Genomic DNA, 18804 nt, shown 5'->3' on the forward strand with positions numbered 1-18804 from the left:
GGATCGGCCATGGCCGGGCGCCAGGCGGCAGCGCGGTCGGGCTGGTGGCTGGCCCGGCGGGCGGCCCGCTGGACCTTGTCCTCACCCAGGCGAACAACAAGGCGGTCGGTCAGCCGAGCCAGATCGGTCTCGTCGATGCGGCCGTCATCAACCAGCCCGTCCTGGCGCTCGCCCAGGCGTTGGGTGGCGCGAGCGGTCAGCTCGATCATCTCGATCCCGAAACCGATATCGATCTCGGCCCGGTCGAGTTTCTCGTTGAACAAACGCGCGAGATGGCCGGCTTCGCGGGCCGGCGCGGCCGTGCCCAGGGTGAGGAGATGGGTCTTGCCGTCGACGCGGAAGAGGTGGAGGTCGAGCCGGGTAACGCCGCGACCGGCCGCTTCCAGCGCTTCACACAGGCCCTCGGCCGTGTCCTTCACCCCCTGTTTCAGCCCGTCCAGCAGGAGGAGGGCATCGACATAGCGGGTGCGGGCGCGAAAGGGGGTGACGGCTTGCAGCGGATTGAGGACTTCGCGCGTCCGGCTGGTCGCCTGGTCGAGCCGGTCGACCAGGGCGCGGCCGAAACGCCGGACCAGGCTGGCGCGGGGCAGGTTGGCGATATCGCCAACCCGTTTGAGCCCGAAACGGCGCAATGTGGTGGCGGTCTCGCCAATGCGCAGGGCGGCGACCGGCAGCGGGTTGAGGGCGGTGTCGATATCCGTGACCACGACCTGTCCGCCTGGCGCATCGGGGGCGGCATGACGGGCCAGACCCCAGGCCAGGCCGAGTGTCGGGGCAATGGCGCCATGGGCCGCATGACCCTGACGGCGCAGGGCAGTCAGGGCTTCGGTGAGCAGCGCATCCTCGCCGCCGAACAAATGAGCGCAGCCGGTGATCTCCAGCAGGATACCGTCCTCGCCGGGCTGGCCAGGGTCGGGGGCAGTCCAGGGGGACCAGCGGCCACAGCCTCGCGCCAGCGCGGCGAGGCGCCGGATATCGCCAGCCGGATCGGCCGGACGCAGTTGCAGGCCCGGTTCCAGCGCCTTGGCATCGGAGACGGCCTGTCCGGGCTGAAGCCCGCGCCGGGCGGCTTCGGCGTCGAGCGCATAGAGGCGTTCCCCGCCCGTCGTGGTGTGGACCAGGGCGAAGGGCGCGCCGGGGCTGTCCGTTGCGGGCTTATCCGGTGAGGCGGATGAGCTGACCGGCCAGGGCCGGGCCGAAGCGGGCCGCAGCCGGGCTGGCGGGCCGGGTATGGGGCCCGGTATTGCGCCCGGTATCGCGCTTTGCCGGTGCCGGTCGGTCGGCCAGCGGGGCAGGCTCAAGGACATGAAACGACGCATGTTTCCACTCGATCTCGTATTCCTGTGGCGGGCCGCCCCTGACCCGTTCCAGTGCGGCGTGAAACCGCGGTTCTCCCAATCCCGGCAGCCCTCGTGCGCCGATCCAGGCCCGTGCCGGGGACGGGCGGGCGGCGATACGCCAGCGACTGAGCGCGGCGCTTGGTGCCAGGCCTTCATGCGGCCGCAGGACCAGAGCCAGGGCTCCGGCCCGCCGCGCCGCCTGGTCGAGCCGGCGCGTGGCGACGAGGTCATAGCGGGCCGAGGGACCGGTCTCGCCGATCACCACGGCCCCGGTTTTCAAACCCTCCTCCAGCGTCCACAGCGTGTCGGTCTCGCTGCCGGTCTCGACCAGGATGAGCCGGGCCGGATCGAGCCCCCATTGCGCCAGAGCGGGCGGGTAGGGGCGACCGAAATCCTGACCGGTGCCCATGGCGCGCCGGACCCAGAGCACGGGACGTTCGCGGCCTGCCGCCGCCAGATGGGTGGCCATCAGACCGGCTTGCACGGCCAGCGCCGCCGGCGTGTCGAGATAGCCGGCCGGGCAGACCTCGTGCAGCCCCGGCGCCAGCTGTAACGGGTCGGCACCGATCCGCGCCGCATCGCACGGGGGGACGGTCTCCGCTGGCTTGGCGGGCGATGCGGCGGGGTCTGTTTCCCCCAGGTCAAGGGCCCGTATCTGACGGCGCAGCTCGGCAAGCTGCTGCCGCCGGTCAGGACGTGACGGCACAGTCATCAGGTTTGGCTCTCGCTTGATGTTCTTCTTATGTTCTCATTTGAGGAAAAAGAGTCAAGCATCGAATCCGGACGCTTTCGCAGGGCCGGCCAATCGCGCTAGTCTGACCGCCATGTGTGGACGCTATGCTCTTGGAAAGCTTGAGTGGTGGATCCTGCAGGAGACGTTCAAGCTCCAGCAGGGCGCGCTCAATATGGAGCCGCGCTGGAATATCGCGCCGACCCAGAGAGCGCCGATCATCCGCCGCGAGGATGGCCGCACCGAAGCGGTCATGGCGCGCTGGGGTCTGGTTCCCTATTTCTGGCAAAAGCCACTGAAAGAGATGAAGTATTCCACCTTCAACGCCAAGTCGGAGACGGCAGCCTCGGCGCCCAGTTTTCGCGTCCCCTTCCAGAAACGGCGCTGCATCATCCCGGCCATCGGCTTTTACGAATGGACCGGTCCGAAAGGCGCCAAACAACCGCATTTCATCACGGTGAAGGACCAGGACTGGTTCGGCTTTGCCGGCTTGTGGGACCGGGCTCAAGTCGAGGGCGAGACGATCGAGAGTTTCACCATTCTCACCACCGCGCCCAATGAGGCCATGGCCGCCATCCACACCCGCATGCCGGTCATTCTCGGTCCGGAGGATTTCGAGGCCTGGACCGATACCGACAATCACGACATCGCGCCCCTGCTGACCGGCCTGTCCTCCGAAGCCATGGTCATCCGCGAGGCCAACAAGGCCGTCGGCAATGTCCGCGTCGACGAGGAATGGCTGACCGAGCCGGGCGACGGCCCGCAGCGGGTCGGGCTGATCTAGGGGGCTTCGCCGGTTTCCATCGCCGCCAGCACAGCCTGGGCCCGTTCCAGCGTGCCCTCATGCCAGACGCGATTGACGAAATTGGCGCGCGTGGTGAGGCGGGCTGCGGTATAGACTTCAGCCGATTGGCGGATTTCTGCGAGCGCCGCATAGAGGTGCGGCGGCAGGCTGTCGGGGTCGTTGGAGGCGTAGGCCTGAACCTCCAGCAGGATGCCGGCATTGTCGGTGATCAGCCGCGCCAGCGAGGCATAGGCCAGCTCCTGGCGACGCACCTGCTCGTCAAACTCGACCAGGGCTTCACGCAGGGCTTCGGACCGGATCAGCCGCATCTCGCCGGAGGCGACCAGTTCGGTATAGGTCGCCGAGCGGCCATTGGGGACCGGCGTGCCGATGGCGTTTTGCAGGCCGAGGAAGAAGTCGAGATCGCTGACCTCGTTCTGGTCCCGGCGCAACAAGTCCTCGAACGCATTGCCGGCTTCGATCCGGTCGTTCAGCTGGTCGATCGTTGTTGTGGTGCGGGCTTCGATTTCGACAAAGTCGGCGTGCAGGCGGTCCAGGATCAGGGCTTCGCGCTGATGCTCGATCCGGGTCTCGTTCCAGGCCGAGATCTGGAAACCGATCACCACGCCGGCCAGCACGATGATGAATTCGACGATGACGGCGAACCAGTTCTGGGTCTTCAGGGCGTGGGTGATAGAGCTCAGGATCACGGGGCGACCTCCGACCGCCCCAGTTCTTCGTCCAGCGAGGCGCGCAGCTCGTCGACCTCATTGATCAGGACGCGCACGAAAAGGGCGGCGGCGCGATTGAGATAGATCGAATAGGCCAGATTATTGGCCAGTTCGGTGTCTTCATGGGTGAAGCCGTCAGACAGGGTGACCGAGTCCACACCCAGCCCGTCCATCCTCACGCGAAGATGGGGACGCAAGGTGGCGACAATATCGACCTGCTGGGCCTTGAGCTGGTCAATCACGCCATGCGCATCGGCCTCGACCAGGGGCAGGTCGGCAAGCTCCGCGCGCAGATCCTCATTGCGGACAAGACCCAGCCGCCCGCTGGAGATCAGCTCGTGCAGGGCGGCGGACTGGACCTGGACTTCCGAGACCCGCGTAATGGCCAGGAGGGCAAAGGCGTCGTCCTCCATGGCGGCGCGGTCACCGGCGTCGAAAGCCGTCAGAAAGCGTTCGGCCTGGTCGCGCGCATCATCAAGATCGCCGCCGAAATCGTGCAACTCATCGCTCACGGCCTCGAGTTCGCTCGCAAGGCGTTCCAGATAGGCTTGCTCCAGCCCGCGTTCCTGGCGCGCTTCATTCCAGGCCGAGACCTGGAAACCGACCACCACACCGGCGATGACGATGACGAATTCCAGGCTGACCGCGAGCCAGTTCTGGTCCTTCAGGGCCTGGGTGATGCGGGCGAGGATCATTCGGGTGTCTCCTCATGCTCGATACCCAGTTCCGCATCGACGGCGTCATGAAGGGCGCGGAAGCTTTCATTCGGGCCGCCCAGAACGGCGCGCATGAAGTAGATGGACTTGGAAATATTGTCGGCCAGCTCGTTCAGGAGGCGCGCGTCCGACCGCATGCCTTCGGTGTCACATCGCACCGAGCCATCGAAAATCGGATTCCAGCCGTCGGGATTGTCCGGATAGTCAAAGCTGAAATGTTGTGGGTGCCGGGCCGACAGGTTGAAGACCTCATGATTGATCGCCGTATCGATTTCGGCGGACCAGCCATTGCTCAGGAAATGCTGGGTGATGGCCTCGCGCACGGGACGCGACCGGATGAGGTCGAGCTCGCCGGTCGAAACCAGCTCGGTCAGGATGGGAATGCCGAGCGAGGGCGAATTGAAGACGTGCGATTGCGAGATGGCATTGCATTCCGCCGCCGTCAGATCATCGCCCCGGTCCCCGAAAAGCGTGGCGCTGGCGGAAATCAGCCGGGCCCGGTTTCCGGCACGGTCGGCCGCCCAGTCCCAGCGATCCGAGCTGACGTTCTCGATATCGGTATGCAGGCGCGCGAGCAGCTCGGCCTCTCCGGCTCGGGCATCCAGATTTGAGCGCCAGTCGGTGACCTGGAAACCGATCACCACACCGGCCATCACGATGATGAATTCAATGGCGACGGCCAGCCAGTTCTGGTCCTTCAGGGCCTTTGTGATGCGGGAGAGGATCATGGCGTGTCTCCTTCATCCGGGATGACACTGTCGAGCAGGTTTCGCCAGTAGGTCTGGCCGCGCACTTCGACGCTGGTCTCGATCGCCCGATGCCGGATCAGCGGCAGGATGGACGGGGTGTTTCGCAGGCGATCAGCGATGGCCTCGATCGCCGCGTCATGTCCGTCGATCTCGCAGGGGCGGTCGAGCAGATTGTCCAAAGACGCGTAGTCACCAAGGCTCAGCGCGTCGGGTGTCTCGGCACAATTGTTGGCCAGGACGTCGTAGAGCGGCCGGTCGGCCAATCGGAAGAAGGCTTGTCGATAGGGACGGTCCGGGGCCATCAGCGTCATTTGCTCAAGCGTGGTGTCGTAATACTCGACGGCGACATCAATCAGGGCCTGGTCACCAATCAGGCTGATGCCGCCGGTCGCGACCAGCTCGTCATAGGTGGCGCGGATGATGGTGAAATTGATCATCTGGGTTGCCCGGAAGGCCGCGATCACCAGGGCTTCATCATCGATCTCGAGGCGCCCTTCCAGCGCATCGACGACTGTCTGGGCGTGGTCCGAGACCTCAGTATTGTAGGCCCGGATCGCCGCGATGCGCCATTGCTCATTGCGCATGTCCTGGATCAGGCGTTCGGTCAGGACTTCAGCGCGCGCCACGGCCTGGCGCTGGTCATTCCAGGCGGAAATCTGGAAGCCGATCACCACACCGAGGATGACGATGACAAACTCGATGGCGACGGCCAGCCAGTTCTGGTCCTTCAGAGCCTGGCTGATGCGGGCGAGGATCATTCGGTCTCCCCCGGCCCGGTGCAGTCGGGCGAGGGGTCGGCGTCGACGCCGATCTCTTCCGACAGAGCCAGGCGAAGCCCGTTTGCAACATCGGCCATGTCATCGAGCCAGGACATGTTGGCGTCGGTGATGCGCAAGGCGTGCCCGAGCGAGTTCAGGAATACCTCGTCCTGGGCCAGGGCATCAAAATCATAGCTGACCCGGTAGTACTGGCCCGGCTCCGGCCTGAGGCGGGAATGCACTTCGTTCAAAAACGTGCCCTGCGCGTTGACGAGGATCTGGATGTATTCGGCGTAGGACGTCAGCTCGGCGTCGGCCGCGGCGATCTGCGCCCGCAAATCGTCATTCGAGATCAGATTCATCTGACCGCCCGTGACCAGCTCATTCAGGGTCGCGCGGAAGGGCGAGCCGGTCTGAACGCGGGTCGAGGCGACAAGCTCAAAGCCGGTGTCGTCCACCGCCTCGGCGTCGTTCTGCAACAGAGCGTCGAGCGTGCGCTGTGCGCGCTCATTCCATTCACGGACATTGTCGGCCTCACGGCTGATCCGGCAGACCGAATTTTCCATGTCGGCATGGAGCCGTGCGAGATAGATGCGTTCGCTCTCACGATCGGACTGCTCGCCGCGCCATTCGGTGATCTGGAAACCGATGACCACGCCGAGAATGACAATGACGAACTCGATGCTGACGGCAAACCAGTTCTGTTCGCGGACGGCCTTGCTAATCCTTTGAAGGATCATCTTCTTTTCCCTCCCCTGACAATGACGCTAGCAGGGGCGGGAAGAATTACAAAAGGGAAAGATTGAGCGCGCGTCCCGGAGACAGACGCAAAGCAAATCCCCCCGCGTGCCTAGTGCCGGGTCTGCCTCGGCTTCCTGTCGAGCCAGCCGCGCGCCACCGTGTTGTTAATCCACTTCGGTTTGCGGAAGTACGCACTCAAAGTCATCCGCACCGAGAGGTCGGCATTGGGGCGGGAAGCCGCGCGCCCTCCAGAGATCCATCAGACCCCCACGGCGGACCCAGGATTTCCATCGCGGATTGGAGAAAATTTCGCCGCTGAAAGTTCGCCAGAACGGGCTGAAGTTCGCCCAATTGCTGGGCCGCTCGCCGGTGTCCTCGACCGGGGTCCGGGAGAAATAATACTCTGTATCGGACGCCAGCAAGGCATACAGGATTCGGATAAACCCCCGGCTTTCGGTGGCAAGCAGTTGCACGTCTGCGAGGCTTCGTGCCGCAATGAAGCGATCGATCAAATCCTCATCTACCCTAGCCGGGTGGCCACGGTCGAGCATGGTGGTGAGCGCGGACTGGGTTCCGGCGATGTCACCGGCCCTCGCATGGCTCCACATCAGGTTCGCATAGGGGAAGCGCAAGCTCGGGTCGATGTCGATTGAGGCGCGGAATTGCGCGTCGGATTCGTCGAACCGGCCCTGCATAGCGAGCAGGTTTCCCAACGTGTTGCGGAAAATCGCTCCCTGCGGATCAAGCGCCACCGCATGTTCGGAAAGCGCCAACGCCTCCGTCCCGTACCCCACCTTACCGAGTATCTGAGCGGCCGTGTCGAGGACGTCGGGATCATGGGGAGCCAGGGCCACGGCCCGGTCCAGCATGTCCAGCCCCTCGATCCAGTTCCAGTTCTCGGCCAGCGCCGATCCAAGAAAGGCGTGGGCCTGGGCGTCGGCCGGATTGATTGCAATCGCCCGGCGCGCTGTCTCTACGGCCAGCGCATTCCACCTCACCCGAAGCTCGGGAGCAGGTTCGTTGTTGTTCTCACGGTAATAGGGCATCACCAAATAAACACCGGCCAACAGCGTCCAGCTGGGCCCGTATTCGGGGTCGCGCGCCAGCGTCTCGGTCAGCATGGCAGCGGCGAGTTCGAGATTGGCCTGACCGCGCTCGCGAAAGAGTTGCCGGGCGTGCAGGAAGGACTCGTAGGCGGCCAGATCGGAGGTCCGCGCAACGCTGATCGCCCCTGTTTCGAGTCCCAGCGAAGTGGCGAGCTCATCGGCAACCGCCCCCGCGATCTCGTCCTGGATATCGAAAATATCGGTCAGTTCCCGGTCATAGGTTTCCGACCAGAGATGAAAACCGTCTTCGGAACGGATCAACTGCGCGGTGATCCGAAGCCGGGTCCCGCTGCGGCGCACACTGCCCTCCAGAACATGGCTGACATTCAGCGCGCTGCCGATCGCACGCAAATCCTGGTCCTGACCCCGATAGGCAAAACTGGAGGTGCGGCCCGCGACCTGGAGGTCAGGAATACGAACGAGAACATTGAGGATTTCTTCTGAAATGCCATCGGCGAAATAGGCCTGATCGCTATCGGGGCTCATATCGGCGAAGGGCAGGACCGCGACGGATGCCCCTTCGCCGGCCTCCGCCCGCGCCGCGAGCTCTGGACCGGTTGCCGCTTGCGGGCTCGCCAATTGCTGCCAGACGATGACGCCGACAAGCACGACCAGCCCGGCGACGATGGCATAATCCAGCTTGCGCCCGGTTTGACCGGCAATGCTGTCGTCTGCGGGTACCGCAACCGTCAGCTTCATGCCCTCGGGCGTCATCTCGAACGCCCAGGCCAGCAGCAGGGCAATGGGAAAGCCGACCCCCAGCAGCACGATAAAGAATGTATCGGTCCAGCCTGGCAGACCGAGGGGGTCAGCAATCAGCGAGACGACCTGGAGCAGCACCCAGCCGACCACCAGATAGGCGGCGGCCACGCGGAAGACGTTGCGGCGGCGCAGTTCTGCGAGAAATGAATTCATGCCCGACCGTCTCCCCTGCCATGCATCTAGCACACGTCGCAGGAGAAAACGAACACTGATTCAAAAGGCTTAGCGCTGGCGACTGGCGCGGCCCGGCGAGCGGATCCCGACGCAGGGAGAGGTGATCAATTCGAAACCGGTATCGTTCACCGCCTCCGGATCATTGGCCAAAAGCGCGTCCTGTGTTCACCGCGCCCGTGTGGGGCAGCTCTGGGTCGCGGATGGCGCGGGTGATGCGGGAGAGGATCATTCGTCCGTGTGTGCCTCTTCATAGTGGGATTGCAGCCAGTCTGAACCGTATTCGTTGGACGGGTCCCGCACGATGATGTGGAAATGATTGGGACGGTCCTCGCCACCGGTTCGCGTGAAGTCGATGTGCAGGGACGGTCCTGTGATGCGCAGCATGAAGCGTCGGGACAGATCCGTGTAATCCCCCCACCAGGCGAGGCGGATCATGTCCATCCCGTCGGCCTCGATGCGGGCCATCTGGGCATCGCCGGCGGCCAGTGTCGCCACACCGATGAATTCCCGGATGGCGTAGGACAGCAGCACCAGCTGATCCGGGTTCAGGTCTGTTGCGGACAATCCTTCCGGCGCCGCGTCCATGTCCGGGACCCAGCCCGGCCCGGCGAAATCGGCGGAGTCCTGTGTATCCTCGGACTGGACCAGTTGACCCATCTGGTCGGCATCAAGCGAGGCCATCAGATCGGCCACGCGGTCGAGCTCGTGTTGCAGGGAACGGCGCCCGGCATACAGGCCGGTCTGGATGATTTGCGGATTATTGCCGAGAAAGACCGGTGTGAAGGCGATCCGGCCATCGACCACGGTGGCGGTCACGGCGAGATGATGCCCGTCCAGCACGAGTGACCAGGTGCCGGAGGCGGGGTCACCAAAGATCCGGACCCAGTAATTCTCCGGGTCATAGGACTCCATGATGGCGGTGGCCCGCGCCAGCATGTCTTCAGGCATCTCGTCGCCGCGTTCGGCTATGGCGGCTTCGACGCCGGCCCGGAGATAGGGTTCCAGCGTCATGATGTGCATGGCTTCGCCATAGCCCTCGCTTGACATGCCTCGCGCCAAGAGCCCGTGCAAGGCGATGCGCTGGGCGTCGCTGAGCGTGGCGATCTGCAGGCCTGATCGCGGTGCCATGGATGTTGGCAGATTGCTCCAGCCTTCGCGCGCCTCGGTGTCGTCGAGATCGAACAGAAGGCGCGCCCGCTGGTCCTCGTCCAGCGTGGCAAGGAAGTCCGCCGCGGCCTCGGCCATGCCGGCGGCTTCGCGTTGCATGCCGGTTTCGGCGTGATCGGGATGCGCATGGGCCGCGCCGGTCAGAAGCGTGCTCAGCACGACAAGAATTAGAGTTTTCATGATCTTCCCCCTGGGGACAATCCTACGTGTACGGGGCCGCTCCTACCATCCACGAATTGGCGAAGCCGCGTCCGACCGGTGTGCCAGGCCGTCGGAAGGGTGCGGGCGAGGGTCATTGCAGCCCCCGTGCGGCGATTTCCGCCCGGACCTGGTCGCGGACCGCTTCAAACTGGTCGGCCCGGCGCATCAGATGCGTGATCTGGAAGCGGTTCTGGAGCGCGGCGTAATTGATCCGGCTGAGGAGGTGCTCGTCCTGCGCGACCTGTTCGAAGTCGAATTGCAGGGTCTCGGTCGTGTAATTCGGGTTGGAAGCGTCGACCAGGTTTTCCAGCCGGGCCTGGAAATGGCGGGCAATTTCGCCCGCGACCGGCGCCAGTCGAGCCGCCATCTGGTCGCTTCGGTATCGGGAGTCGTTTTCCAGCGCAGGAATGGAGGCCAGGGACGTTCGCAGGTCGCGATTGCGGATCAGGCCGAGCTCGCCGGCGCTGATGAGTTCGGTCAGCGCCGCAGGTTCCATATTGACCCAAACCACCTCGGTGATGGCGTTGAGACCCCAGGAGCCCTCCTGCGCCATCTCCGGATTGTCCGTCCGCACGCCTTCCAGGAAGAGCATGACCCATCTGAAATAGGCCGCAGCCTCCTGCTCGCCCCCCTCGAGTTCCTCGATAATGGTGGTCAGCTCGACATCCAGCTGCCTGAGATAGGCCGCCTCCCGCTGCATCTCGGCACGTTCCGCATTCCACGCCGTGATCTGGAAACCGATCACGACACCGGCTATGACGATGACGAACTCGATGGCGACAGCGGTCCAGTTCTGCTGCCGGATGGCGCGGGTGATGCGGGCGAGGATCATGACGGATTGGCTCCTTCCGGTTCGCAGGGCCGGCCGGTCAGGCGCGCGGTTTCCTCGCACAGGCTCATCGCGGCATCCTGCGTGTCCTGCCACCAGCCCTGCATGGCGCGCATGCGATTGTTGGAATTCAGGATGTATTGCAGGAGGGCCGGGTCGGCGGCGGCTTCGTTCCAGTCGACAATATGGCGCCGGCCACGCGGCGTATCAGGCGCGAATTCCAGCTGCACCGCATCGAAACTCCGGATGTCTTCGGTATCCGATGTGGCGAGCAGGCGGAAATAGTTGATCTGGCCCTGCAGGAAGTTGACCGAGGACTGGTAGCGTCCCAGGGCATCGCGGAAGCGGGCATCGCCCAGGCTGGACACCATGCCGGAACTGGTGATTTCCGTGTAGACGCCCTGCGGCGGCGAAAAGGCGGGAAAGAGCGATGTCGAGACCAGGGCATCCTTCATGGCGTCCCCGTCCATGTCCTCGAAATCACCGTTCAGGAGCCGCTCGATAACCTCGTTCCGGTCTGAATTCAGTGTTTCATACATCTCCAGGAAGATGACGAGCGTGCCGGCGGAAGTCTCGATTTCTTCCTGCAGGCGGTCGAGGGCCACGGCGCGACGCTCGGCCTCGGCCCGGTCCTGCGACCATTGCGTGACCTGAAAGGCCAGCATGACGCCGGCCACTACAATCACGAACTCGATGGCAATCGACAGCCAGTTCTGGTCTTCAAGCGCCTTGCGGATGCGCGACAGGATCATGATCCGTCCTCCGGCCCGGCTGTCGGCGCGGTTTCATGCTCGATCGTGAGCACAGCGTCCACGGCAATGTGAAGACGGGACAGGGACGCGCCGACATAGTCATAGTCAAATGAAAGCATGTTGCGATAAAGCTCGATGTTCTGGACCGCCATCATCTGAAAAGGCCGGTTGGCCTGCATGCCCTCGAGATTGCAATGCGAGGCGCGATCCCAGCCATCGCCATCCGTCTCGGTCGGGTCGGGCGTCAGGGTGATGTGAAAGAGGTCGGGAAAATCATCCGGCAGGACGTTCATGCCGTTCATATTGACCGGGAGCAATTGGCGGGCGAGCTCGCGCTTTTGCAGGAAATCGCTGCTGGCGACCCGGATTTCTTCATTGCGGATTTCCTCCATCCGACCGGAGGCGACCAACTCGTCCAGCGCAGGCAGAGAGTCAGGCGGCGGCGCGAAATGATGAGAGTCCATCAGGGCAAGGCACTCCGGCCCGGTCAGCCCCTCACGCGGTTCCAGGTCGAAGAGCACTGGGCGGATATCGATCATCCGGTCGCGGCGTGCGGCGAGCCACTCACGCTGATAAGCCCGGCCTTCCTCGATATTTCTGATTTCCTGGTGCAGCCGCTCAATGAGGTCGCGCTCATAGGCGAGGCTTGCCCGCCGTTCGCCCGCTCCTGCGATCTGGAAACCGATCACCACGCCGGCGATCACGATGACGAATTCGATCGCGACAGCGAGCCAGTTCTGCTCGCGCAGGGCCATGGAGATGCGGGAGAGGATCATGGCGTGGCCTCCTGTTCGCGCCCTTCGCCTATGACCCGGGAAAGTTCCTCAATCAGCGCATCCGCCTGTGCAACATGGCCTGCGACGAGGCTGCGGAAATAGTACTCATAGCGCCAGGCGTTTTCGGAGAAGGCGTTGAGGAAGGCGCGATTGGCGCGCATGCCATCGAGATCGCAGGTCGCACGCGTCCAGATGGCTCCGGTTTCACTGTTGATCAGGGCGATCTGCGGGATGAGGTCCGGAAAGGCCGTGGGCAAACTGGTCGAACCCCGCACATACCAATCCACCAGGCGCGGAACGCCTTCGCGAAAATGCACATATTCCGCGACGGCATTGCGCAAGGCTTCGTCGGAGATCAGGTTCAGCCCACGCGCATCATTGAGCAATTCCTCCAGGGCGGGCAGGGCGGAAGAGGCGGACACGTCGGAATAATAGCTTGATGTCTGAACCGCGTTGCACTGGGCCCAGTCCAGGACATCACCCTCTTCGCCGAAGACGACCGCCACGGCTTCCCGCAGCGCGGTGAGGCGGTTCTCATTGTTCATGCTGGCTTGCCGGCTGCGCTGATCAGCGACGAGTTCATCGCGCAGACGGGTGAGGATGGCGGTCTCGCGCTCCTGCATAATCCGTTCGCCATTCCAGGCGGTGACCTGGAAACCGATGACAACACCGAGAATGACGATCACGAATTCAATCGCGACCGCGAGCCAATTCTGCTCGCGCAGGGCCTTGCTAATACGAGAGAGGATCATGGCTCGGTTCCGGTATCGCAGGGGCGGCTGGTGTCTTCGGACAATCGCTCGCAAAGCGTTACGGTGTCGGCCTCCAGCGCAATGAGATAGCGGGCGAAAATCGCATGCATGCGGGCCATCTGGGTCAGCGCGCTGGCATGCCGCGGGTCGGCATTGAGCCGGTCCAGATCGACGCGGGCCCGCGTGACAGTCGGGTCGTCGGTCGGCTCGTGGAAAATGAAGTCCTCCAGCGTGTCGGTGAAGGTGCTCAGTCCACCGCGAAAGCTGGAATGCTGGGTCTCGATCCAGTTCAGCTGGCTTTGATAGCGGTTGAGCTCGATGACGAGGTCGCGATCGGTGATCAGGGCCAGATCACCGGACTGTTCCAGGGCGTCATAGGTGCTCTGCTGAACCGGCGGCCGCGAGAAATACATGAGCTGGGCCACGGCGCGCTCGAAGGTCTCCGCTTCTCCTTCCGCCAGCGAGCCCCGCATCGCGATATCGACCATTATCGTGCGTTCGGCCACGCGTGCTTCATTGTAGGTGTTCCGCTGTCGCAGGGCGGCAATATTCTGCTCGGTCTCCAATTGCAGGCGTTCCAGCGCCTGTGCCACACGCCCCTGATCCTGTCGGTATTCATTCCAGGCTGAAACCTGGAAGGCCAGCAGGACACCGGCGACCACGATGACAAACTCGATGGCGACGGCCAGCCAGTTCTGGTCGCGGAGGGCCTTGGTGATACGGGCGAGGATCATGCGTCGGCCTCACCGTCCGGCTCGTCTCGATGGATGCGCTTGGCGCGGACCACGAAGAAAAAGCCCAGCGAGCCGATATAGGTGATGGCCAGCAGGACGGAGATCATGACCGGCATATTCCCCATGCCCGCACCGCCCGGCCCGGCCGGTCCAAGCCAGGTGAGGTCGGCGGACTGGCTGGCAGTTTCGTGGATATGGACGCCCAGGGCGGCAAAGTCGGAAAAGGCGAAAAGCACGCCGGATCCCGTCATCACCGCTCCGATCGTGTAGAGCAGGAGAAAGAGCGCCGCGACCCAGCGCTCCATGCGGTGGGCCAGGAAAAAGGACGCCGTCAGCATGGCGAAGACCAACGCCATGAAATTGGAAAAGATGAAATTGGCGGTGTTGAGATATTCCGAGAATAGCAGCGCCAGTTCGAAATCGGACATTGTCACCGCCTCCCCAGCCGGTTGAGTGATACTTTTCAACAAAACCGCAAATGGTGAAAGGGGGATGGCAGGGTATGCGGTCCCCGTCGAACCGGTCGGGCCCGACGGGGGCCTCGATCACGCGCGGTGCGGCAGGAGTTTGCGATTGCGCAGCAGGGCGGCGGAGACCAGGCTGACCAGAATGCCGACGGGGAAGATTTCCGCGAAGGTCATCGGCAGGCGGAACCACCAATTGCCATACATCTCCATCATGGCGCTCATCTCGTCACGGAAGGCGGCCAGTTCTTCGGCGGTCGCACCGGCGGCTTCTCGGGCCGCGATCTGGCCGGTGAGCCAGGTGTCCATGAAGGCGCGGTCGGTGGCGTTGAAATAGATCTCCCAGGCGACGACGTAGAAAAGACCAGCGAGAGCCGCAACGCCGAGGCCCAGCGCCAGCGCCGGCCAGAAGCGGATCACACCGCCCAGATTGATATCGCGATGGCGTTTGATGGCGATGAAGATGATGGACAGGGCCAGCAACATGCCCAGATAGCCGAAGGTTTCCGAACCAGTGCCGCCGGACCCGGCCAGCAATGTCATGCCGAGGATCAGGAAGAGGGCGACGAGGCTGCCGGCGATGCTGCCGAAAACGAGAATGATACGGGTCATGATGTCTGTTTCGCCCGGCCGGGCGCCTCCTTGTTTGATGGACCCGTCCAGCTTGCCGGTCCGGCGCGGCGCGTCGTCACCCCGTTGGGTGATTGTGACGAAATCACCCGTCTGACCGGGACGTCGGAGTGGGCGTATCGCCCGCCGCCGGGATCAGGCGCAGGTCGCGCGCGGTCTCGATTGCCTGGATGCGGCTGGTGACGTCCAGCTTGTCGAACAGGCGGGCGATATGGGTCTTTACCGTATTCGGCGAGACGCCGAGCGTGCGGGCGAGTTCCTTGTTGCTGTCGCCGCTGACCAGGGCTTCCAGCACGTCCAGCTCGCGCGGTGTGATGGCGAGGCTCCTCAGCGCTGCCTCATTGCGCACGAAGGGCGCGGGCGGTGCCTGGCGGGTGAGGCGCATGCCTACCCAGACGCCCAGTCCGGCGAAGGCGGCGCCGATCAGCCCGATCATGATTTCGAGCGGGATTGTCCGGGCCCAGAAGCGGTATTGCAGCCATTCCAGCGCGAAAGCACCGAGCGCCAGCGCCGCCGCGTAGAGCAGGACAGGGCGCCACAGCCCGCGAATGCCTGCCGGCTCAGTCACAGGCAACCACCAGATAGGCGGTCGCCACGCGAAACACGCTGCGGCGTCGCAATTCTGCAATCAGCTTGTTCATTGGTCCCCGCATCCCGTCTGTGTCGCATCCTCACTGAAATGCCCTTCTTGGCAAGCGTGCCGGGTCGACCTGGACATTCCGGTCCCCTGTGCCCGGCTTAACTATTCGTCATCCTTCGGAACCGTCGGTGTAATAGTATTCTGCCTAAGTTTGCGCAAAATTATGCGGAGTTGATATGCGGACGATTTATGAACAAGCGGGGTTTGAAGGGGCCTTCCTCGTCGCGCGCCTGAACCGCCTGACACAAACGCTGGAGTCCCAGGCCGGCGCGATGGCGGCACGGCGCGGTCTGACCGTGCCGGTCCAGTCCAATGCGAGTGTGGTGACTATTGCCCTGCATGGTCCACTGACTCTCACCGAACTGGCGCGCCGAACAGGCGATCCCCATCAATTGGCGGCCTATCGCGTCAACAAGCTGATCCGGCAGGGTCTGGTCGAGAAGCGGGCCGATGCGCGTGATGGCCGGCGGTTTCCGCTGACGCTCACACCGGCCGGTCACGAGCAGGCCGATATCCTGATCGGTATGGCGCGTGACGTAGCCCGCATTTATGCGGCCGTGGCCGACGAGGTTGGCGTCAATCTCAATGACGTCCTTGATGCGGTTCAGGCCAGTTTCGAGCGTCGCCCTCTTGTTGAACGCGACGATGTGCTAGCGGAGGTACAACCATGTGGCGATGTCTGACGGGTTTGCTATTGGCGAGTTCGCTGACGGCGCAGATATGGAGCGGCGATGCCTTGGCGCAGTCGCACGCAGATAACGCAGCTGACCTTGTCGAGGCAGCGGCCACGATCACGGCCAGCGATTATGTCTATCCCGAACTTGCGGAGGCGGGAGCGGCGCATATTCGCCAACGGCTGGCTGAGGGGGGCTATGACGGCCTGGCGGGCGATGTCCTGGCTGACGCCCTGACCACCGACCTGGCCCGGGCGACCGGGGACAGCCACATTCGGGTCATCCATGATCCGGAGCGGGTAGTCTTCTACCGAGCGCGCGCGGCCCGGGAACCGGACGATGATGTACGGGAACAGCTTGAGGCGGCGCGTCAGGCGAACCTCGCTGCTTCCCGGGACGCGGGGTTTGGATTCGTCAGTATCGCGCGCCTGCCGGGACAGGTCGGCTATGTTCGCATTGATGAGTTCGACTCCAATCTGCTAACCGACGGGCAGACCTATTTGGGCGAGGCGTTACGCCTCATTGATGGCGTGGATTCGCTTGTTCTTGATTTGCGATACTGCGTTGGCGGCAATCTCGATGTTGTCAGCTATGTGCTGGGCTATTTATTCACAGGCGACGCGGTCGAGATCGGCCGGCAGATCGAACGCTGGCAAGGACTGGACGAGCCGGTCTTGACGCCGGAGCGCCTACCGGGACCACGCTTTGGGGATGTTCCGGTATATGTGCTGACCAGTGGCATGACTTTCAGCGGTGGCGAACACATGGCCTACCATCTCCAATCTCTCGGGCGTTCCACGGCAGTGATTGGAGAGCGGACCTATGGTGGAGGTATCGGCTGGGACCCGGTCGTCTTAAATGATCATTTCTACATCCGCATACCGCGCTCGCTGGTCATCAATGCGCAGTCCCGGACATTGTTTGCCGAAGGGGCGGGGGTGATGCCGGATGTCGTGGTGGAGGCAGGCCGGGCTCTTGATCAGGCCTGGCTGCGGGCTCTGGATGACCGCCTGTCTGAAGCCGACCCAGCCGACGAGAGAGAGGCGTTGACCTGGACGCGTCGTATTGCGGCTGCGCGCGCGGCGCCTGACCTGCCGATTGTCGGCATGATCGAGACGGCTCGGCCTGGGAACTACGGACCCTACCAGTTTACACGTCGTGGTGCGGATTTGATGCTCAGCTTCAACGGTCGCCCCGCCTATCGGCTAGAACCTCTGGGGGATGATGTCTGGTTCGACGACCGGTCACTCCAGCGCCAGTTCCGCTTCATCGATGCCGAGAATGGCACCGCCCAGGTCATCATGTCCCGCCTTCATGATGATGGCGAGGTCGAGCGTGATGCTATCCGCCTGGACGGGTGACCAGAACAAGAAAACGCCCCGACCAGGGGGCCGGGGCGTCAGTGCGGAGGGACAGGAAAAGAGGTCTGGGCTCTAATCCTGTTCGTGCAGCCAAGCGGCGTGCTTGGGGGCACGCTTGGTCTGGCTCCATTCCTCGATCATCGCCGGGGCGACGCGCTTGAGTTCGTCCATCTGCTCGGCGGTGCCGGTATTGGCGGCGAGTTCCAGACGGTGACCATTCGGGTCGAAGAAGTAGATCGACTTGAAAATTCCGTGATTGACCGGGCCGAGCACGTCCAGGCCTTCCGCCTCGATATGCGCCTTTGCGGTGTTCAGGGCGTCCATGTCCTCGACTTCGAAGGCGATGTGCTGGACCCATTCCGGCGTATTGCCGTCACGGCCCATCTCCGGCGAGTTGGGCAGTTCGAAAAAGGCCAGGACATTGCCCATGCCGGCGTCCAGGAAGACGTGCATGTAAGGGTCCGGCGCCTTGGTCGAGGGCACTTCATTCTCGGCAATGGCGAGTTTGAAATCCATGCCCATGACACGCTGGTAGAACTCCACCGTCTCCTTGGCGTCCTTGCACCGGTAGGCGACGTGATGGATGCGCTTGAGATTGACGGACATCGCGTCCTCCTATTCGGCGGCCTGGATGACGCCGCGCTTGATCTGGTCGCGCTCGATCGACTCGAACAGGGCCTTGAAATTGCCCTCGCCGAAGCCTTCGTCTTCCTTGCGCTGGATAAACTCGAAGAAGATCGGACCGATCGCCTTTTCCGAGAAGATCTGAAGCAGGAGGCGCGGCTGACCGCCCTCGGTGGTGCCGTCGAGCAGGATGCCGCGCTTCTTGAATTCTTCGGTCGGTTCGCCATGGCCCGGCAGGCGGTCTTCCAGCATTTCGTAATAGGTCTCCGGCGGCGCGGTCATGAATTCGGTACCGGCCTTTTTCAGACGGTCCCAGCATTCGATGAGATTGTCGCAGGAGAAGGCGATGTGCTGGATGCCTTCGCCCTTGTACTCGCGCAGATATTCCTCGATCTGGCCGACGGCGTCGGATTTCTCTTCGTTCAGCGGGATGCGGATCAGGCCGTCCGGAGCGGTCATGGCCCGGGAGACCAGGCCGGTATATTCGCCCTTGATGTCGAAATAGCGGATCTCGCGGAAATTGAAGAGATCCTCGTAATACTTGGCCCAATAGTCCATCCGGCCCTTGTAGACATTGTGGGTCAGGTGATCGATCACGTTGAAGCCACA

21 protein-coding genes are annotated in these 18804 nt (G+C 63.3%); 3 read left to right on the forward strand and 18 right to left on the reverse strand.

From position 1 onward, the window contains the following. On the reverse strand, positions 1 to 1319 hold a 1319-nt coding region (locus tag Q0X62_RS15545; RefSeq protein ID WP_297737979.1), incomplete at its 3' end, for a DNA polymerase Y family protein. Positions 1320 to 2164: 845 nt separating this feature from the next. Between Q0X62_RS15545 and Q0X62_RS15550 the strand changes: the two genes are divergently transcribed. Beyond that, complete coding sequence (locus tag Q0X62_RS15550; RefSeq protein ID WP_297737982.1) at positions 2165 to 2854, forward strand: SOS response-associated peptidase; 690 nt, start codon at positions 2165 to 2167, stop codon at positions 2852 to 2854. On the opposite strand, the gene Q0X62_RS15555 is transcribed toward Q0X62_RS15550, so the two are convergent. The 15 genes from Q0X62_RS15555 to Q0X62_RS15625 all read right to left on the reverse strand — a co-directional run bounded on the left by Q0X62_RS15555 (position 2851) and on the right by Q0X62_RS15625 (position 15464). Further along, complete coding sequence (locus Q0X62_RS15555; RefSeq protein WP_297737985.1) at positions 2851 to 3564, reverse strand: hypothetical protein; 714 nt, start codon at positions 3562 to 3564, stop codon at positions 2851 to 2853. The genes Q0X62_RS15550 and Q0X62_RS15555 overlap by 4 nt on opposite strands. Next, on the reverse strand, positions 3561 to 4280 hold the full coding sequence (locus Q0X62_RS15560) for a hypothetical protein (RefSeq protein ID WP_297737988.1): 720 nt from the start codon (positions 4278 to 4280) through the stop codon (positions 3561 to 3563). The genes Q0X62_RS15555 and Q0X62_RS15560 overlap by 4 nt, the downstream gene beginning before the upstream one ends. Beyond that, positions 4277 to 5029, reverse strand: a complete 753-nt coding sequence (locus Q0X62_RS15565; protein ID WP_297737991.1) for a hypothetical protein — start codon at positions 5027 to 5029, stop codon at positions 4277 to 4279. Before Q0X62_RS15565 ends, Q0X62_RS15560 begins: the two co-directional genes overlap by 4 nt. After that, positions 5026 to 5808, reverse strand: a complete 783-nt coding sequence (locus tag Q0X62_RS15570) for a hypothetical protein (RefSeq protein WP_297737994.1) — start codon at positions 5806 to 5808, stop codon at positions 5026 to 5028. Before Q0X62_RS15570 ends, Q0X62_RS15565 begins: the two co-directional genes overlap by 4 nt. Then, positions 5805 to 6548, reverse strand: a complete 744-nt coding sequence (locus Q0X62_RS15575; RefSeq protein WP_297737997.1) for a hypothetical protein — start codon at positions 6546 to 6548, stop codon at positions 5805 to 5807. Before Q0X62_RS15575 ends, Q0X62_RS15570 begins: the two co-directional genes overlap by 4 nt. 165 nt (positions 6549 to 6713) lie before the next feature. After that, positions 6714 to 8570: a hypothetical protein gene (locus Q0X62_RS15580; RefSeq protein WP_297738000.1), complete on the reverse strand. Its 1857-nt coding sequence runs from the start codon at positions 8568 to 8570 to the stop codon at positions 6714 to 6716. Positions 8571 to 8816: 246 nt separating this feature from the next. Beyond that, on the reverse strand, positions 8817 to 9938 hold the full coding sequence (locus Q0X62_RS15585; RefSeq protein ID WP_297738003.1) for a DUF3500 domain-containing protein: 1122 nt from the start codon (positions 9936 to 9938) through the stop codon (positions 8817 to 8819). A gap of 112 nt (positions 9939 to 10050) precedes the next feature. Further along, the gene (locus Q0X62_RS15590; RefSeq protein WP_297738007.1) at positions 10051 to 10791 is read right to left on the reverse strand and encodes a hypothetical protein; all 741 of its coding nucleotides are present in this window, start codon (positions 10789 to 10791) and stop codon (positions 10051 to 10053) included. Then, positions 10788 to 11540, reverse strand: coding sequence for a DUF6090 family protein (locus Q0X62_RS15595; protein WP_297738010.1), 753 nt, complete (start codon positions 11538 to 11540; stop codon positions 10788 to 10790). The genes Q0X62_RS15590 and Q0X62_RS15595 overlap by 4 nt, the downstream gene beginning before the upstream one ends. Next, positions 11537 to 12316 (reverse strand): hypothetical protein, encoded by a 780-nt coding sequence (locus Q0X62_RS15600; protein ID WP_297738012.1) that lies wholly within the window; start codon positions 12314 to 12316, stop codon positions 11537 to 11539. The genes Q0X62_RS15595 and Q0X62_RS15600 overlap by 4 nt, the downstream gene beginning before the upstream one ends. Next, complete coding sequence (locus Q0X62_RS15605) at positions 12313 to 13068, reverse strand: hypothetical protein (RefSeq protein WP_297738015.1); 756 nt, start codon at positions 13066 to 13068, stop codon at positions 12313 to 12315. The genes Q0X62_RS15600 and Q0X62_RS15605 overlap by 4 nt, the downstream gene beginning before the upstream one ends. Further along, positions 13065 to 13802: a hypothetical protein gene (locus tag Q0X62_RS15610; RefSeq protein ID WP_297738017.1), complete on the reverse strand. Its 738-nt coding sequence runs from the start codon at positions 13800 to 13802 to the stop codon at positions 13065 to 13067. The genes Q0X62_RS15605 and Q0X62_RS15610 overlap by 4 nt, the downstream gene beginning before the upstream one ends. Then, positions 13799 to 14230 (reverse strand): hypothetical protein, encoded by a 432-nt coding sequence (locus tag Q0X62_RS15615; protein ID WP_297738020.1) that lies wholly within the window; start codon positions 14228 to 14230, stop codon positions 13799 to 13801. The genes Q0X62_RS15610 and Q0X62_RS15615 overlap by 4 nt, the downstream gene beginning before the upstream one ends. Positions 14231 to 14347: 117 nt before the next feature. Beyond that, positions 14348 to 14878 (reverse strand): DUF4199 domain-containing protein, encoded by a 531-nt coding sequence (locus Q0X62_RS15620; RefSeq protein ID WP_297738023.1) that lies wholly within the window; start codon positions 14876 to 14878, stop codon positions 14348 to 14350. 103 nt (positions 14879 to 14981) lie between these two features. Further along, positions 14982 to 15464 carry a response regulator transcription factor gene (locus Q0X62_RS15625; RefSeq protein WP_297738025.1) on the reverse strand — a complete coding sequence of 161 codons (483 nt, stop codon included), beginning with the start codon at positions 15462 to 15464 and terminating at the stop codon, positions 14982 to 14984. Between the two features lie 248 nt (positions 15465 to 15712). On the opposite strand from Q0X62_RS15625, the gene Q0X62_RS15630 reads away from it, so the two are divergent. Together Q0X62_RS15630 and Q0X62_RS15635 are read left to right on the forward strand one after the other, a co-directional pair. Then, positions 15713 to 16219, forward strand: a complete 507-nt coding sequence (locus Q0X62_RS15630) for a MarR family transcriptional regulator (protein ID WP_297738028.1) — start codon at positions 15713 to 15715, stop codon at positions 16217 to 16219. After that, positions 16204 to 17571 carry a S41 family peptidase gene (locus Q0X62_RS15635; RefSeq protein ID WP_297738031.1) on the forward strand — a complete coding sequence of 456 codons (1368 nt, stop codon included), beginning with the start codon at positions 16204 to 16206 and terminating at the stop codon, positions 17569 to 17571. Before Q0X62_RS15630 ends, Q0X62_RS15635 begins: the two co-directional genes overlap by 16 nt. A 72-nt stretch (positions 17572 to 17643) precedes the next feature. On the opposite strand, the gene Q0X62_RS15640 is transcribed toward Q0X62_RS15635, so the two are convergent. Then, the gene (locus tag Q0X62_RS15640; protein WP_297738035.1) at positions 17644 to 18177 is read right to left on the reverse strand and encodes a VOC family protein; all 534 of its coding nucleotides are present in this window, start codon (positions 18175 to 18177) and stop codon (positions 17644 to 17646) included. A gap of 9 nt (positions 18178 to 18186) precedes the next feature. Further along, positions 18187 to 18804 (reverse strand): 4-hydroxyphenylpyruvate dioxygenase (gene hppD / locus Q0X62_RS15645; RefSeq protein WP_297738038.1); only part of this gene is annotated, 618 nt, incomplete at its 5' end.

Origin of the sequence: uncultured Maricaulis sp., assembly GCF_947259345.1 — a bacterium.
GTDB lineage: Bacteria > Pseudomonadota > Alphaproteobacteria > Caulobacterales > Maricaulaceae > Maricaulis.